The sequence below is a fragment of the Arthrobacter sp. TJ-266 genome (assembly GCF_058269115.1).
In genome coordinates this window covers 631183-647507 of sequence record NZ_JBZCNC010000002.1, presented here as the reverse complement: position 1 = coordinate 647507, position 16325 = coordinate 631183, and the positions used below count along the sequence as shown (strand labels likewise).

General features: G+C 66.5%; 14 protein-coding genes and 1 pseudogene. 5 read left to right on the top strand and 10 right to left on the bottom strand.

Annotation, left to right across the window (positions count from 1 at the left end; translation table 11 throughout):
• Positions 1-100 precede the first annotated feature (100 nt).
• Positions 101-1657 carry an alpha/beta hydrolase domain-containing protein gene (locus tag AC4D12_RS07740; protein ID WP_490949310.1) on the top strand — a complete coding sequence of 519 codons (1557 nt, stop codon included), beginning with the start codon at positions 101-103 and terminating at the stop codon, positions 1655-1657.
• A gap of 73 nt (positions 1658-1730) precedes the next feature.
• A complete protein-coding gene (locus AC4D12_RS07735) occupies positions 1731-2237 on the top strand; it encodes a DUF1990 family protein (protein ID WP_490949309.1) in 507 nt (168 codons plus the stop codon).
• A gap of 38 nt (positions 2238-2275) precedes the next feature.
• Here the strand turns inward: AC4D12_RS07735 and AC4D12_RS07730 are convergent, their stop codons facing one another.
• From AC4D12_RS07730 to AC4D12_RS07710, 5 genes and pseudogenes are all read right to left on the bottom strand, one after another.
• Complete coding sequence (locus AC4D12_RS07730; RefSeq protein ID WP_490949308.1) at positions 2276-2566, bottom strand: hypothetical protein; 291 nt, start codon at positions 2564-2566, stop codon at positions 2276-2278.
• Between the two features lie 832 nt (positions 2567-3398).
• Entirely contained in the window at positions 3399-4043 is a 645-nt protein-coding gene (locus AC4D12_RS07725) for an arsenate reductase ArsC (RefSeq protein ID WP_490949307.1), read from the bottom strand.
• A 100-nt stretch (positions 4044-4143) separates the two neighbouring features.
• Positions 4144-5748 (bottom strand): FAD-dependent oxidoreductase, encoded by a 1605-nt coding sequence (locus tag AC4D12_RS07720; protein ID WP_490949306.1) that lies wholly within the window; start codon positions 5746-5748, stop codon positions 4144-4146.
• A pseudogene (locus AC4D12_RS07715) lies at positions 5741-6205 on the bottom strand (NAD(P)/FAD-dependent oxidoreductase); the annotation flags it as partial. The pseudogene AC4D12_RS07715 and the gene AC4D12_RS07720, both read right to left, overlap by 8 nt.
• Before the next feature lie 31 nt (positions 6206-6236).
• Positions 6237-6722, bottom strand: coding sequence for an arsenate reductase ArsC (locus tag AC4D12_RS07710; RefSeq protein WP_490949305.1), 486 nt, complete (start codon positions 6720-6722; stop codon positions 6237-6239).
• Between the two features lie 296 nt (positions 6723-7018).
• Here AC4D12_RS07710 and AC4D12_RS07705 point away from each other — a divergent pair, with 296 nt between their 5' ends.
• The 3 genes from AC4D12_RS07705 (at position 7019) to AC4D12_RS07695 (ending at position 9476) form a co-directional block, all read left to right on the top strand.
• Entirely contained in the window at positions 7019-7303 is a 285-nt protein-coding gene (locus tag AC4D12_RS07705; protein WP_490949304.1) for an ArsR/SmtB family transcription factor, read from the top strand.
• Between the two features lie 88 nt (positions 7304-7391).
• Entirely contained in the window at positions 7392-7814 is a 423-nt protein-coding gene (locus AC4D12_RS07700) for an arsenate-mycothiol transferase ArsC (RefSeq protein ID WP_490949303.1), read from the top strand.
• A gap of 87 nt (positions 7815-7901) precedes the next feature.
• Positions 7902-9476, top strand: coding sequence for an arsenic transporter (locus AC4D12_RS07695; RefSeq protein WP_490949302.1), 1575 nt, complete (start codon positions 7902-7904; stop codon positions 9474-9476).
• Between the two features lie 36 nt (positions 9477-9512).
• Here the strand turns inward: AC4D12_RS07695 and AC4D12_RS07690 are convergent, their stop codons facing one another.
• The 5 genes from AC4D12_RS07690 to AC4D12_RS07670 form a co-directional block, all read right to left on the bottom strand.
• Positions 9513-10334, bottom strand: coding sequence for a F510_1955 family glycosylhydrolase (locus AC4D12_RS07690; RefSeq protein ID WP_490949301.1), 822 nt, complete (start codon positions 10332-10334; stop codon positions 9513-9515).
• A gap of 278 nt (positions 10335-10612) precedes the next feature.
• Positions 10613-11305, bottom strand: coding sequence for a DUF305 domain-containing protein (locus AC4D12_RS07685; protein ID WP_490949300.1), 693 nt, complete (start codon positions 11303-11305; stop codon positions 10613-10615).
• Between the two features lie 973 nt (positions 11306-12278).
• Positions 12279-14447, bottom strand: a complete 2169-nt coding sequence (locus tag AC4D12_RS07680) for a heavy metal translocating P-type ATPase (protein WP_490949517.1) — start codon at positions 14445-14447, stop codon at positions 12279-12281.
• A 130-nt stretch (positions 14448-14577) separates the two neighbouring features.
• Entirely contained in the window at positions 14578-14937 is a 360-nt protein-coding gene (locus AC4D12_RS07675; RefSeq protein ID WP_490949299.1) for a heavy-metal-associated domain-containing protein, read from the bottom strand.
• Between the two features lie 911 nt (positions 14938-15848).
• Positions 15849-16211, bottom strand: a complete 363-nt coding sequence (locus AC4D12_RS07670; RefSeq protein WP_490949298.1) for a VOC family protein — start codon at positions 16209-16211, stop codon at positions 15849-15851.
• Positions 16212-16325 lie beyond the last annotated feature (114 nt).

Here is a 16325-nt window from a genome sequence, read left to right as displayed (position 1 = left end):
GCGGTCCCTCGGACCGCGCTGACAGGGGGACGCCCGGCACAGGAGCCGGGTGTCGCGGAGCGTGTCGGGCAGCGCAGCCCGGCGTCGAGAAGGAGCATCGATGAGATCCCGCCTGTCCGTCCTCTTGTGCATGACCCTGGCCGTCACCGGGCTGGGTGCGTCCGCGGTCCCCGCGGCCGCGAAGGCCCCTACGCCGCCCGCCCCGAACGCAGCTGCGGCGACCACACCGATCCCTGTCGTGGAGGGGCCGCTGGCGAGCACCGCCGACTCCTATCCCTTCGGCGCGGCCGACCACCAGGAAGTCCCGCAGGACCTCGGGGCGCTCGGGTACGTGGAGGAGGAATTCCTCGTCAGCGGTACCTCGAACGTCTACACCTGGCCCGCGCCGGGCGCTGCACAGATCCGGACCGCCGACGCCCCCTACACCACCCGCGTTCTGGTGCGGAAACCCGCGAAGGGCCAGAAGTTCAGCGGCAACGTGGTGGTCGAGATGCTCAACCCGAGCAACCTGTTCGACCTCAACATCGGCTGGGCGGTGGCGCAGGAGGAGATCGTCGCGAACGGCGACGCCTGGGTGGGGATCACGGCGAAGCCGATCGCGGTCGACGCGCTGAAGAACTTCGACCCGGAACGGTACGCCTCGCTCTCCTTCGCCAACCCGCTGCCGCTCACCGACCCACGGAACTGCGCCACGGTTGCTGCGGATTCCTCCCGCACCACCGAGAACGGCTTGATCTGGGACATCTACTCGCAGGTCGGCGCGTGGCTCAAGAGCGACGACGCCGCGAACCCGCTCCGGTACGGATCGCCCACCACCCGCGTGGAGCACGCCTACGGCTTCGGCTACTCGCAGACCGGCGGCTACCTCGTGAACTACATCAACGGTGTGCACCCCCTCGTGGTGCAGTCCGACGGTGAGCCGATCTACGACGCGTACCTCGTCGCCGTGGCCGGCGGTGCGTTCGCCGGCGCCTACCCGATGAACCAGTGCGAGCCCGCCCCGCCGGCCACGGACGAGCGCCGTCAGTTCGAGGACGTCGGGGTGCCGATCATGCGCCTGATGTCGCAGTCCGACTACCTGCTCGGCATCGGCTCACGCCGTCCCGACAGCGACGCACCCGGCGACCAGTACCGGCACTACGAGATGGCGGGCGCCGGGCACGCCACGCCCGACGAGCTGACGTTCTCGGCGTCCTCCGCGGACATCCTCGCGGCGGACCGCGACGTACCGCCGGCCTCCTGTAACGAGGGGCCGCGCAGCAGGATCCCGAGCTCCATCTTCTTCAACGCCGCTCTCCGCAACCTGGACCTGTGGGTGAGGGAGGGGATCGCACCTCCTCGCGCGGAGCCGATCCTCGTGCGCGGCGGGGCTCCCGTGCTCGACGCCTTCGGCAACGTGCAGGGCGGCATCCGCTCGCCCTTCCTCGATGCGCCGACCAGCACCTGGTTCGGCACGGCGACGGGCGCCTCGTTCTGCTTCATCGCGGGCTACGAGCGGCCGCTGTCCCAGGACGTCATCGACGGCCTGTACCGCAACCACGGCGCGTACGTGAAGGCCGTGAAGGAGAGCGCCCGGACGCTTGAGCGGCAGGGCTTCCTGACCGACTACGACGCCCGAGAGCTGCAGCGGGACGCCGCCCGGAGCGACATCCCCTGATCCGGCGATCGTCCTAAAACGGTGGAGGCCCTCGCTCCGGCGGGGGCCTCTGCCGTCGGCTACATTCTGATGTATGAGCGGCAGCGTGAGCCCAGGCGGAGCGACCACCGCTCCGGATCAGCCGCTGTGGCCACCCACCGATCGTGCGTTCCGCAGGTCCGAGGTGACAGCCGTCATCGGCCATGGCGAGTCGACCTGGCAACGGACCGGAGCAGAGGTGCTGCGCTGGGCGGTGAAGACCCGCAGCGGCTTCTCCGTGCGCAGCTCGGGGCCGGTCGTCCCGCGAGAGCGGCTCACCGTCACCGCGACCCTGCTCGGTCTGACCGTGGCGGAACCGGTCGAGGTGGTTGCCGTCGTGGAGAAACCGGACAGGATCGGTTTCTCCTACCGGACGCGGCCGGGGCACCCTGTGCGCGGGGAAGAGGCATTCATCGTGCATCGGGACGGTGACACGGTCTTCATCACGGTCCGGTCTCTCACGCGTGCCTCTTCGTCGCAGCCGTGGCGGGCGGTCTTCCCGCTGATCCTCGTCGCTCAGCGCGTCGTGCGCAGACGGTACCTACGCGCGCTGAGGGATTGACAGATCTTCAGCAGCACGCCGGGCGGAGGGTCGGCGCTCTAGCCGGGGATGGCCAGGCCGAGCGGTTCGGTGGCCATCGGTCCGCCGCACGCCTCCGACCCTCCGACCCGCTTCCACGTCAGATCCACCGTCGACTCCGCGAGGACGGCGGACTCCGCGGCGAAGGCCCGGACCGTCACGGTGTCGGGGGTGGACATGCCGACCTGCACCCTCCAGCGCCCGTCCCCGTCCGGCTCCGTCCAGTAGTCCGGCACCACCGGCATCTCCGGCCCGGACGCGAACGTCGGAGTGTCGGTGGGGAGGGCGGACGGCCCAGGGAGATCAGTCACAGAAGGTCTGGATGACGCGGGTGGGGACGGCGGTGGTGGTGGGCCCACATCCGGGGGAGACGGCGGTGCTGCCGAACGAGACGGCGGAGCCGCCGGCGTGGAGCAGCCGCGGTCGTCGCAGAGTTGAACCCAGGCAACCCGCCCGACGTCGTCCTCGGGACCGTCCAGCCTGATCTCGACCACGTTGATCCAGCCGACAGCGGGGCAGGCCAATCCGGCGAACGGCTGACAGCCGGTCAGCATCAGCGCGAGCACCGTTCCGCCCGGCACCGTGAGTCGTGACCGTCTCCCTGCACCGGATGCGCCCATGTTGCGACCCTGCCATGCTTCCGGGCGGGGAGACAGGGGAAGGAGGGGAATGCTGGACCGTGACGCGTCCGCGAACTCCGCTACGTCGATGCCGTGGAACAGCCTGTCGGGACAAGCACCGTCGGCGTGGACACCCACTCGAAGATTCATGACGCCGCGGGGTTCGGTGGAGCGATGCCTCGGTACGGAGCCGCTCCGTCAAGAGCGACGTGATCGATGCCCAGGCTGCCGCGTGAAAGGTCATGTCGCGGGGGTGCTCCTTGCCGGCGAAGGACACGAGCGGGGCCGTGGAAGAGATCAGGAACCGGCACTTGATGCACAATCCCGCGGTGACGCCTAGGACAGCGGCCCTCGTGCAGTCCCGCTATGTCCTCATGACAGCGCCGGGTGAGCTGCGTCGTTCCTACCCTTGTGTCCTCCGGAAAGCCGAACCGTATGCGTGCCATCAGAGGTCCCACACGATGTGTCGCGGTGAGTTGCACCACGCCCTGCAACGAGACGTCAGTCCAATGAGGACCAGCGGTCAGCTCATGAGCTGCGAAGCGAGGTTCGAAACCCGGGTTTTCAATGCATCGCGGATGGAGCGTACGCCTGCGAGGTCCATGGCGGCGGGGTCGCTGATGTTCCAGTCCTCGTACTTCTTCCCTGGGTAGATGGGGCAGGTATCTCCGCAGCCCATGGTGATGACGACGTCGGCTGCCCGGACGACGTCGTCGGTGAGCGGTTTGGGAAACTGTTCGTCGAGGTCGAGCCCGATCTCCTTCATGGCCGTCACGACGTTCTCGTCGAGCTGCTCGGCCGGCATGGACCCCGCGGAGCGGAGGTTCACTGCGCCTTGGGTGAGGTCCTTGAGGAGGGCGGCGGCCATCTGGGAGCGGCCTGCATTCTGGACGCAGACGAAGAGGACTTCTGGGACGCCGCTGGGACGCTTGCCCTGCGCGTGGGCGAGGGCGTTGAGCCGGTCGACGGCGAAGCGGCGGGTGATGACCGGGAGGTAGGTCTTGATCTTCGCTGTGCGGGCCAGGGCCGTGTAGGACTCGAAGACGTAGCGTTCGACCATCTCGGGTCCGAACAGCCCGTCGAAGGTCGCGGCCAGTTCCTCGTAGATGCGCTGCAGGACGTGCTCGTGCGCGCCCGTGGGGGCGTCGGCGGTCGGTGACGTGCTCATGATGTTCGTCCTTACCTGGTGCGCTGGCCGGCAGGCGGGATCGCCGACCGGGTCTTGATCGACGTTCGTGCGCCGACCCCACCCAGCCAAGCGGTCTTGATCAGTAGTCCGGGTCGCCGGATCGGCCGTGAACTGTGCCGGTGGAAAAGCCGAGGGGGATGCCGACGGAAACCAGCTGCGGGGCCGAGCAGCAGCTTCCCGCATCAGCACCACCGGCCGTCTCGGCTTCAACGACGTCATCGGCATCAGGGACATCACAGGTGTTACCGCTCTCTGGTGTGTCGGTCCCGCAGGAAACATCAGCGCTGATCCCGGTCCCGCAGGTCGACGCAGCACCCTGGGAGTCAGTTGAGGTCGCGGCCGGGGTGTCGCAGGAACCGCCGAGATCGGTGCTGCAGACCCCGGTTTCGGGGAGTTCGAGCTGGAGACGGGAGGCGGCCTCGAGGTCGCCGGCGATCGCGGCGGTCACGGATCGGACCTGTTCGTATCCGGTGGCGAGGAGGAACGTCGGTGCGCGTCCATAGGACTTCATCCCGACGAGGTAGAAGTCCTTCTCCGGGTGGGCGAGGACGTCGGCGCCGTGCGCGGGGACTGTTCCGCAGGAGTGAAATTCCGGGTCGATGAGGGGCCCGAGCGCGCGCGGTGCCTCGACCGCGGGGTCGAGTTCCAGGCGGAGTTCGCGCAGGATGTCGAGGTTCGGTCGAAACCCGGTGGCGGGCACGAGGACGTCGACGTCGATGGTGCGGGGTCCGTCCGGCGTCGACGCAGTCACGGCCAGGCCCGTATCGGTCGTATCGAGGTTCGTGATGGTGAAGTTCGTGACGAGCTCGATCACGCCGTCGCCCACGAGGTTCTTGAGCCGGCTGCCGAGAGCGCCGCGGGCGGGCAGGCCGTCGAGGTCCCCGCCGCCGTAGAGCTTCTGGGCAGAGCCGCTCCCGCGGACGGCCCAGAGGACGCGAGTACCGGGCTCGTTCTTCGCGACCTGGCCGAGGTTGATGAGGGTGTTCGCGGCCGAGTGGCCTGCGCCGACGACCATCACGGTCTTTCCGGCGAAGCGGTCGCGTTCGGTGCCGACGACGTCGGGCAACGGCTTGGTGATGAATCGGGCTGCCTTACCTTCACCCGAAGCCTTCAGCCCGGCTTGGCCGAGGGGGTTGGGCTGGCTCCAGGTGCCGGAGGCGTCGATGACGGCGCGCACGAGGTGATCGACGGTGCCCTCGGGGCCGCTGACGCGAACGAGGAAGGGGGTGGTGTCGCGGCCTTTGGTGCGGGTCTTGTCCATTCCGAGGCGGGTGACCGCGGTGACACGGCTTTCGAGGTGCAGAGTCTCCTTGATGGCGGGGAGGGCGGCGAGGGGTTCGAGATAGGACTCCACCAGCTCCCGCCCGTACGGCAGTGCGGTTTGGCGCGGCTCGAACCAGCCTGTGGCTTCCAGGAGCCGCCGGGCTGCGGGGTCGATGTTGTACTGCCAGGGCGAGAACAGGCGGATGTGCGCCCACTTACGGACGGCGGCCCCGACGCTGTCTCCCTGCTCGAAGACGATCGGTGTCAGCCCCTGCTCGAGGAGATGCGCGGCCGCGGACAGCCCGATTGGTCCGGCGCCGATCACGGCAATCGGCAGATGCGTGATGTCGCCGGCGCCCGTCGTGTCCGCCGATGTGGCGGCTGATGCGGTGAGGGTGCTGGTGGTGGTGGTGTCAGACATGGGCGTTCTCCTCGATGAGAGCGGTAGCGGTGCTGGGGGCGTCCTCGAGAGCTGCGAGGTAGCGTTCGGCGTGCAGGGCTGCGGCGCATCCGGAGCCTGCGGCGGTGTCGGCTTGCCGGTAGCGGTGGTCGACGGCGTCGCCGCGGGCGAAGACACTGGAAAAGTTCGTCAGGGTGGTGGGTGCGTCGATGACGATGTAATCCTCGGCGTCGAGGATGACCTGGTCCTGGACGAGGTCGGTGCGGGGCAGGTGCCCGATGGCCACGAGGATCCCTGTGGGAGCCAATTCCCGGACGTCCCCGGCGATGGCGTTGGTGAGGGTGGCGCCGGTGACTTTTGCGTCCCCGTGGATCATGGTGATCGCGCTGGCGTACTCGAAGCGGATCTTCTCGGGGCCGGCTCCCACAATGGTGATTTTTTCCTGCCGCAGGTCTGTCATGATGCGTGCCTTTCGAATCCTGGAAGTGACGAACGGGAAAGGCTGAGGGTCAGGTGCTCTGCGTACCTGTACCGGCACCGGTGGGCAGGAGTTCGCTGATGAGCTGCTGGATGCGGCCCTTGATCTCGTCGCGGATCGGGCGGACGGACTCGACGCCCTTCCCTGCAGGATCCTCGAGGACCCAGTCCTCGTACCTCTTGCCCGGAAAGTACGGGCACTCGTCTCCGCAGCCCATCGTCACGACGACGTCGGACGCCTTGACTGCTTCGGTGGTGAGGATCTTCGGGGTTTCGGCGGTGATGTCGATGCCCTCCTCCTTCATCGCCTCGACCGCTGAGGGGTTGATCTGGTCGGCGGGCTGGGAGCCTGCGGACAGGACCTCGATACGGCCTTCGGAGAGGTGATTCAGGTACGCGGCCGCCATCTGGGACCTACCTGCATTGTGAACACAGACGAACAGGACCGACGGCTTCTTCCCAGTTGGGGTGTCCGTCGCGTTCGTTTCTGCTGCTTCCGTGGAGGTTCCGGTGGTCATGGGAAATCCTTCGGTCTTCGCCCTGTCCCGGCACTCCGGACAGGCCTCGTCAATGGTGGATAGGAGTCAACAGCGCCCGGTTTCTCGCGTGCACGAGCACTTGGAAGAGATTGACTGGCTTCGATACGAGTATGCGGAGCCATATCGACGGTTGTCAATGTGCGGGTATGCTGGGTGGCATGACGACGATTGCCGAGCCCCGAACCACGGCAGAAACCAGGGCTACAGCCACAAACCTCGCGACCACTGGGGCGGTTGATGAGGGTCGGTGCTGCGTACCGTCCGGAACGCCGGCGATGAGCGCGCAGCGGGCCGAAGAGTTGTCCAAGCAGTTCAAGGCGATCGCCGATCCGAACCGGCTGCGCCTGGTCTCGTTGATTTCCTCGAGCGCCGAGAACGAGGCGTGCGTGTGCGACCTCACCGAACCGTTGAACCTCGGGCAACCCACGGTGTCGCATCACCTGAAGATCCTCGTCGACGCCGGGATCCTGCACCGCGAGAAGCGCGGCGTGTGGGCGTACTTCTCGATCGTCCCCGGTGCCCTGGACGCCCTCGCAGGCGTCCTCGCCGAACCCAAGTAACCTCCGCTGCGGGTCCTGCCCGTTTTTTGCTTGGTTCCTTCCTGTCCCCTGTTTTCTTCCCGTCAGACCAGAAGAAGTGAGTGCCCCTGTGAGTTTCAAGGCCGACAAGCCCTCTGTCCTGTTCGTGTGCGTGAAGAACGGGGGCAAGTCCCAGATGGCTGCCGGCCTGATGGACAAGGTCGCCGGTGACTCCGTGACCACTGCTTCTGCTGGCTCGAAGCCTGGGTCCGCGGTCAACGCACTGTCGGCCAAGGTGCTGGCTGAGGTGGGCGTTGACATCAGCCAGAACGTCCCCCGGCTGATCACGATCGAGGATCAGGAGCAGGCGGACGTCGTCGTCATCCTCGGCGCCGAAGCGCAGGTCGACGAGGTCGACGGCACCCTCTACGAGCGATGGGAGACCGACGAGCCCAGCGACCGCGGGATTGACGGTATCGAGAGAATGCGTCTGGTCCGCGATGACATCCTCGAGCGCGTCACCGCCCTTCATACCACCCTCACCACCCGCTGACCCCCAGCACCACCTCCTCACCTGTGAGCTCATGAGCGAGTTCGCCGGTGCGTTTCTTCCCGCCCTCCTGTTAGGAGCCCTGTTGCTATGACTGCCATGACCGTGGTCGCTGTTCTGATCTTCCTCGCCACCCTGACCCTGGTCATCTGGCAGCCGCGAGGTCTCGGCATCGGTTGGTCCGCCCTTGGAGGCGCAGCCGTCGCGCTGATCACCACGGTGGTGAGCCTGTCGGACATACCGGTGGTGTGGGACATCGTCTGGAACGCGACCTTCGCCTTCGTGGCGATCGTGGTCATCTCCCTCATCCTCGATGAGTCCGGGTTCTTCACCTGGGCTGCCCTGCACGTCGCGCGCTGGGGCAGGGGCAACGGACGGCTGCTGTTCGCGCTGATCGTCCTGCTCGGGGCCGCGATCGCGGCCGTGTTCGCGAACGACGGCGCCGCGCTGATCCTCACCCCGATCGTGATCCAGATGCTCATCGCCCTGAAGTTCCCCGCCAAGGCGTCCCTCGCGTTCGTGATTGCGTGTGGTTTCATCGCCGACGCCGGGAGCCTGCCCCTGGTCGTATCGAACCTGGTGAACATCGTCACCGCCGACTTCTTCGACATCAGCTTCGCCCGCTACGCCGTCGTCATGGTTCCCGTCGGCATCGTCTCCGTGGCCACCAGCCTCTGCGTCCTGTTCCTGTTCTTCAGGGAAGCCATCCCTCGCACCTATGACATGAGCGTTCTGGGAACACCAAAATCCGCCATCGCGGACCTCCTGACCTTCAAGACCGGCTGGGTGATCCTCGGGGTCCTGCTCCTCGGCTACTTCGCCGCAGAACCACTGAACATCCCCCTCTCGGCCGTGGCCGGATTGGGCGCCGTGGTCCTCATGCTCGTCGCATCCCGCAAACCCGCGTTCCTCTTCCGCCGAACCGCAGTCCCAGTAGCAGCCTCAGCGGTAGCACCGGCGACAACGCAGTCAGCCACGTCCGGAACTGATACTGATGATCGGGCAGCGGACCTCGACTACGAGACCGTCGGTGCAGCTCACCGCTCCACCAGTGGCACCGGGAGCACCGGGAACGGCGCTCACTCCACAGCCGACATAGACACCTCCCATGCGGACGCCGACGACGCACCACTCTCCTCAGCTGGTGGCGGTATGGCGGTCCTCCCGGACGGACGGATCTCGGTACCCCGGATTCTGCGGGAAGCGCCCTGGCAGATCGTCCTGTTCTCCATCGGCATGTACCTGGTCGTCTACGGGCTGCGGAACCAAGGCCTTACCGACGAACTCGCCGGCGTGTTCTCTGCCATCAGCAACAACGGTGTGCTCATCACCGCACTTGGGGTCGGCGTCATCGTCGCGGTCCTCGCCTCCCTGATGAACAACATGCCCACCGTTCTCATCGCCTCCCTCGCCATCGGCGCAGCGGGAGCCACCGGCCTGACGCAGGAAGCGATGATCTACGCCAACGTCATCGGCTCCGACCTCGGCCCGAAGATCACGCCGATCGGCAGCCTCGCGACGCTGTTGTGGCTGCACGTCCTGGATCGTAAGGGCATCCACATCGGTTGGGGCCAGTACTTCCGCACCGGCATCGTCCTGACCATCCCGGTCCTGGTCATCACCCTTCTGGCCCTCGCTGGCTGGCTCAGCGTCGTCGGGGTCTGAGGAGGGAAGCTACTCCGTAGACACCTTCACCGAGGATCACGGTGTAGTGAGCGGCGCGAAGGTCTTCCCGTCATCACGTGAGACCTCAATTCCTTCGGCGGTGGCTACCCAGATGCGGTGGCCGTCATTGTCGGTCTGCGCCGCGGCGATCGCCGCAGGTTCTCCTTCAATGGCACCGCCTCTTTTCCAGGTGAGACCGGCATCAGCGCTGATGTGAATTGTTCCGTCAGGGGTGACACCGACCGCTGTCTCACCGGCGAAGGTCGTGAAGATCAGCAAGGGCGCGGTCGCAACGGGCGCCCACGTGGTTCCGCTGTCCTCGGACCGGTAGAGGCCTTTTTCGGTGGTAGCCAAGACGGTGTTGTTGCCGGCGCCGGCGAGGCTGTAGGCGGGCACGTTGTCAGCTGTGACGGTCCAGGTGCGACCGTCGGGGCTGGTGATGATCTGTCCGTCATGCCCGATGAGTCCGTCGCTGGTTGCGGCGAGGGCATGAAAGTCCGTCTCGCCCTGCCGTGACACGGGTTCCCAGGTGCGGCCGTCATCAGTGCTGGTGATGAGACCGACAGGGTCGGGGAGATCCGTGCCGGGTCCTGGATGACCCGAGGCGTAGAGGGTGCCGTCGCTGGTGCTGGTGAATCCCATGAGGTCGATCGTCGGGCCGACCTGTCGGGCCGGCAAATGGGTGACGTCGAAGAGTCCGTCGTGGGTGGCGAGCAGGATGCGATTGGTACCAGGGTCGACGCTCATGCCATGAATGTGACCGGACGGGTAGCCCGCCGCTGGCGCGGGCGCCGCCGGTGCATCCGCTGGTGTGTCCAGGGAGGTCGAGACTGGGGTGGCGCAGGCGCCGAGCACCACGGCGAGGGCGGCGATCGAGCCAAGGTGTGCGACGCGGGACAGGGGTGAAGACAACAGGCAGTCCTTACGGGGAGTGTCGAGAAGAAGCAGGTGATCCAGGAACGGTCGCTGAGTAACCGACCGGCGGATCGAGGGCTCGGTGAGTGGCCGGAACGGTGCCGGTATGGAGGGGACGGGGCCCCCACACCGGCACCTGTCAGAGAGCAATCACAGCCCTTGGACGCGGTCCTTACGGAGCGGGTCCAAGGGGTGGATTGCGTGGTGTTGCTGGCGCGAGGTCAGAGGCCCGCGAGGAGCTCCTTCATCTCGTCGATGTCGGCTTGCTGGGTGGTGACGATGGTTTCCGCCAGTTCGATCGCTTCAGGGCTTTCGCCGTTCTCGATCTCGGTGTGCGCCATGTCGATCGCGCCCTCGTGGTGGGCTGTCATGGACTCCAGGAACATGCGCGATGCTTCGGTGCCTTCGGCGGATTCGAGGTCGGACATCTGGTCCTCGCTCATCATTCCCTCCATGCTGCCCATGGATCCAGACTCGGATCCCATGTCGCCCATGTCGTGGCCTTCCATGCCGCCTTCGGGCTCCATGGGCTCACCCCAGGCCTCGAGCCAACCGGTCATGGTCTCGATCTCGGGGCCTTGGGCATCCTTGATCTTCGTTGCGAGGTTGATGGTGTCGGAACTGATGCCGTCCTTGGCGAGCATCATGTCGCTCATCTCCACGGCCTGCTTGTGATGGGGAATCATCATCTGCGCGAACATCACGTCCGCGTCGTTGTGCTCCTCAGACACAGCCTCCGAGCCGGGGGTCGCTGACGCGTCAGCGGACGCTTCAGCGGCTGCGCTTGAGGCAGGAGCAGCAGATTCGGTGCTGGTCGTGCTGGTGCTGGTGCTGGTGCCCGAGTCTGTGCCGCAGGCGGAGAGGGTGAGGGCCGTGGCGAGGCTCAGGGCGGCAATGGAGAGGTAACGCTTCATGATGGTCAGATCCTTCAGAGCTCACAGTGGGTGTTGTGTCAGTCGCTCACCCCGGACAGGGCCAAGGGGCGAGGCAGTGCCGGCCACGCCGTCGGACCGGGTCGATTCAGGTCGAAACGTCGAGGGTGCGGACACGCGAAATAACTGGGCCTGCCACCGGTCATGCCGGGGTGCAGGCCGCGGATTCTACGTGCGACTGATGCAGAGTTGAGTCAGTGAAGGGGTGGGAGCTGGTCGGGATGCCCAGCACGCCGGGGGTGGTCCGCGACGCAGCAGCGAGGACGTGAGGGCTCGCCGGGTCCGGGTGAGGAGCCAGGCGATACCGACGAGGACCATGGCCAGCACACACATGCTCAGCGCCATCTCGTCCGCGCAGTCCGCACCGCACCCTGCGAGCACTCCCTGATCGGTCTGATCACCGGCCAACTGCGTCAGCGCGGGCAACAGCTGCGTCGCCGAATGGTCATGTGCATGGCCGGCAGAGGCCGCTGAAGACCCTGCTGAAGACCCTGCTGCAGAGGCGGGGTGGGCGGGGGTGGAGCTGACCGTCGTGTTGCCCACCGTCGGGGTGATAGCGCTGTGGTGGGTTGTTGCCCCGTGTCCACCCATCCAAACGTGCATGGCGAGGATCCCGACGATCACAGCTGTCATACCGACGAATGAGAGCAGGGCAGCAAGCAGGGAAGTCAGGGGCGTGCGGAGCGGTGCGAGAGGACGCGGTCCGTAGCTGATTCCAGCTCTCACCACTCTCACCGTCCTTCCCTTGTTGCTGTCGTTGCTGTCGTGGCTGTGCTTCACGCGGCTTCCCGACATATACGGCGATGTAGGGGTGGCCGAGCGACGCCGGAAGGTTCCGCCTTCATGCCTGGGCATCCAGCCTAACCAGTGCCGCTACGAGCACCCAACCTGATCAACGAACAGATCGTCGAGCAGGCTCGATCCTCCAGTGGGCTACCTCAAAGCGGCGGCGATCTCAGTCCGAGCTGACCCGTTCCGGGCTGAGGTCGATCCGGCGCAGCAGCTGCGCGTTCAGCGCCACCACGATCGTCGACACACTCATCAGGACTGCGCCGGCGGCGGGGGAGAGCAGGATCCCCGCGAACGCCAGCACCCCTGCGGCCAAGGGGACAGCGAGCACGTTGTACCCGGTGGCCCAGATCAGGTTCTGAATCATCGTGCGGTAGCTCGCCCGGGACAGGTCGATCAGAGCCAGTACCGCCCTCGGGTCATTCCCGGCCAGGACCACGCCCGCCGACTCCATGGCCACGTCCGTGCCGGCACCGATAGCGATGCCGACCTCGGCGCTGGCCAGGGCAGGGGCGTCGTTCACGCCGTCGCCGACCATCGCGACTTTCAAGCCGCGGGCCTGCAGCTCCGTGACCTTGGTGTCCTTGTCCTGCGGCAGGACGTCCGCGAACACCTCATCGATCCCTAGTTCCTTGCCGACGATGTCGGCGACCTGGCGTGCGTCACCGGTGATCATCGCTACTTTCACCCCGCGGGCCTGCAGCGCCATCACCGCTGCCCGGGATTCTTCGCGGACTTCGTCCTCGAGCCTGACCGCGCCGATGACCGAGCCTCCCCGGATGATGTGGAGCACAGAGGCACCACGGCCCACCCATTCCTGCACCGTCCCAGCAATATCTGCGGGGGTGGTGAGGCCGAGCTTTGCGAGCATGTTCGGTCCACCGACGGCCACCTGGTGGCCATTGACGGTTGCCCGGACACCGCGCCCGGTCATGGAACTGAATCCGGTCCCGGTGTAGGAGAGTTCCGCCGCGGCGGGGTTGGTGTGTGCTGCGGTGACGATGGCGCGAGCGACCGGGTGTTCACTGTCGGCTTCCGCTGCTCGGGCCAGGGCCAGGAGTTCAGCCTCGGTGACACCGGTGATGGTGGTGGTTGCGGTGACTGCGTGTTTGCCCTCGGTGAGGGTGCCGGTCTTGTCGAACAGGACGACGTCGATGGTCCGCATGCGTTCCAGGGCGATCCGGTTCTTGATCAGGACCCCCGCCTTCGCGGCGCGCTCGGTCGAGATGGCGATGACCAGGGGGATTGCCAGTCCGAGGGCGTGGGGGCAGGCGATTACCAGGACGGTGACGGTGCGGATCACCGCATCATCCGGGCTGCCGAGGAGCATCCACGCGATGAAGGTCAGGATGCCGGCGCCGAGTGCGAAGTAGAACAGCAGTGCCGCGGCCCGGTCCGCGAGAGCCTGAGCCCTCGAGGAGGACGCCTGGGCTTCGGCGACCAGACGCTGGATCCCGGCCAGAGTGGTCTCGGACCCGACGGCGTTCACTTGTACGCGGACTGCGTTATCTGTGGCGACCGTGCCGGCGACGACGGTCTCGCCGATGGAGCGGGAAACAGTGCGTGATTCGCCGGTGATCATCGACTCGTCAAACTCGGCGACACCGTCGACGATCTGCCCGTCCGCGGGAACCCGGGCACCAGAGCGTACGAGCACGACATCACCGACGACCAAGGCATTGACGGGCACGGTTTCGACGCCTGTTTCGGCGCCCGTGCCGGTCACTCTGTCGGCCTCGTCCGGGAGCAGTGCTGCCAGGGCGTCCAGGGCGCCGGCGGCGGAGCCGAGGGCCCGCATCTCCATCCAGTGACCGAGGAGCATGATGACGACCAGCAGGGCGAGCTCCCACCAGAAGTCCAGGTCGAAACCACCAATGCCAAGGGTCGTGGTCCAGGAGGCGATGAACGCGACGCTGATCGCCATCGCGATCAGCAGCATCATGCCCGGCTGTCGGGACTTCAGCTCTGTCACACCGCCTGTGAGGAACGGGGCACCGCCGTAAACAAAGATGACCGTGCCAAGGATCGGAGCGATCCACGTCGAGCCGGGGAACTCCGGCGGCAGGTACCCCAGGAGCATGGTGAACATGTGGCTGAAAGCGACCACGGGAACCGCGAGGACCAGGTTGATCCAGAACCGGTTCTTGAACATCGCCGTCGAGTGCCCGGCGTGCTCCCCGTGCGAATGAACCTGATGATCCTCATCCGCGCCATGACGCGCCCCGCGACCCTTGCCGCGCGCGTGCCCGCTGTGATCCGCAGGATGGCTGAAGTCGTTGCGTTGATCGGGATGCTCCTTGGCGGAGATCGCCGAATGGGCATGGCTTTCGGGCATCGCCTGGCCGTGCGTCGATTCCGGTTCGGCCGGGTGGTGCTGCTGGTTGTTGATGTTCTGGTTCTTGCTCATGATGGCTCTTTCTCCGGCCCCTTCGAGGGGAGGGGTGCCCGTGCCTCTGCCGGTCGGCTCAGGCGGTCATGAGCTGGTAGCCGGCCTTCTCGACGGCGTCCTGAACGGATGACGCATCGAGGGGCTGGTTGCTGGTGACACTGACGGTTGAAACTCCGCCAGGAACGAGAGCGATCTGGACGGTGTCTACGCCCTCCAGGGCGCCGATGGCGCTGCTGACACGGCCTGCGCAGGAGCCACATGTCAGGCCGGTCACCGCAAAGTCCGCCGACACGGTGCCCTCAGTCGCCGGCAACGCTGCGGTGGCCTGCCGGGGCGCGCAGCACCCACACGACCCTGCTGTAGCGGAGTTCGCGTCGGAGTTCTGGGTTCCGCTGATGTCGGTGAGGTTTATCGGGGTCCTGACAGTCTCAGTCATGGGGTCTCCCGCAATCGGTGAGCCGCCAAGTGTTGAGGTAGCCGCACTGAAAGAATGAGCGAGCCTCGAGTGAGTGCTGGTGAGGCCCGGTTCACATCAAGCGGTGCAGTTGGCCTGTACGGCGTTCGTCCCGAGGGGCTGGGAGACCACCTTCTGAGGTAGCACCGAATTTATACCCCCCAGGGGTATCGGTCAAGGTGCTGTGCATCACACCTCGTCTTGGGTGTTCTCGGGGAGTGTTCATGGCATTACGCCGGGCACCCACTCCCGTGCAGAATGCCGAGCGTTGCCGCTGCACCCCCTCGTGACTCGCCGTTGGCAGGGACGGGGGAACCAAGGATCCACCGGGCCATCGCAGGCGCTCCAGACGCCCTTGCGGCAACGACCTTCTGAATTGAGCCGGTCCCATGGCCTCCGTGCCAAGGACCTGCAGGAGCGTCCGCGCCTGCAGGGACAGCACGCGGGACCGGGAGGACGGCCGGATGACTGCCATCCGATACCGACAGCTCACCCGCAGGCAGGGGAAGGGCAATCACCATGACCCGTACGTCCATTCCGGCGAGCCATCGCCGCCGTCACCCACTACGTCGCCCTCGAGGTCTCTCGTACTCCGCGAAGACCAGCGCCGTCGCGGTCGGTAAGCCCGCGATCATCGCAGCCAGGACGGTGACCAGCGACCATCGGCCGTCCGTCGGGGCCGATCCGGCGGTGCGGGGGACGCGCGGATCCCGCTCCAGCCAGAGGTCACGCTGGCGTGCTGCATCGCACGGGCCCCAACGCCGGAGCAGCAGGCGGTCCGTCCCGAGGATGACCGCCCCTGCGTCAGCGCCCATCGGAGCCGGCGGTGACCGACCGGACCATCGGTGGCACGATCGGTAGGGGCGTCCGCCGGAAGGGACGAACCACCAGGGTCAGTCTCCGCTCGGCGGGGAGTAGAGCTGCAGGTCGTTCCCCTCGCTGTCCTTGAAGGGGAGGATGCGCCCCCACGGGTACTCGCTGATCTCGCCCTCGATGGACGCGCCACCGCGGCCGGAGATCTGCTCGAGTTCGTCCTCGATGGATCCCTCGGGCTGAAGGCTGATCACGGCTCCGCCGCCGGATCCCTTGTGCGTGTTCTCCCGGGCGTTGAGTCCGATGGTCATGCCGCCGGCGTCGATCTCGGACCAGTCGGTGTCCTGCATCCGGACGTCGAACCCGAGCGTGTCGCGGTAGAACGCGACGGCGCGCTGCATGTCCTCCACCGGTACCCAGACTGTTGCTACTCCCTTGGCCATGATGTTCCTCTCGCGGACGCCGACCGGCTGTCCCTCGGGTGTCGGGGATCGGTTCTGATTCCCGCCTCCGACGCTACCGAGGGGGCCGGGGCCGCGAGGGCCGTTCCGTGAGCC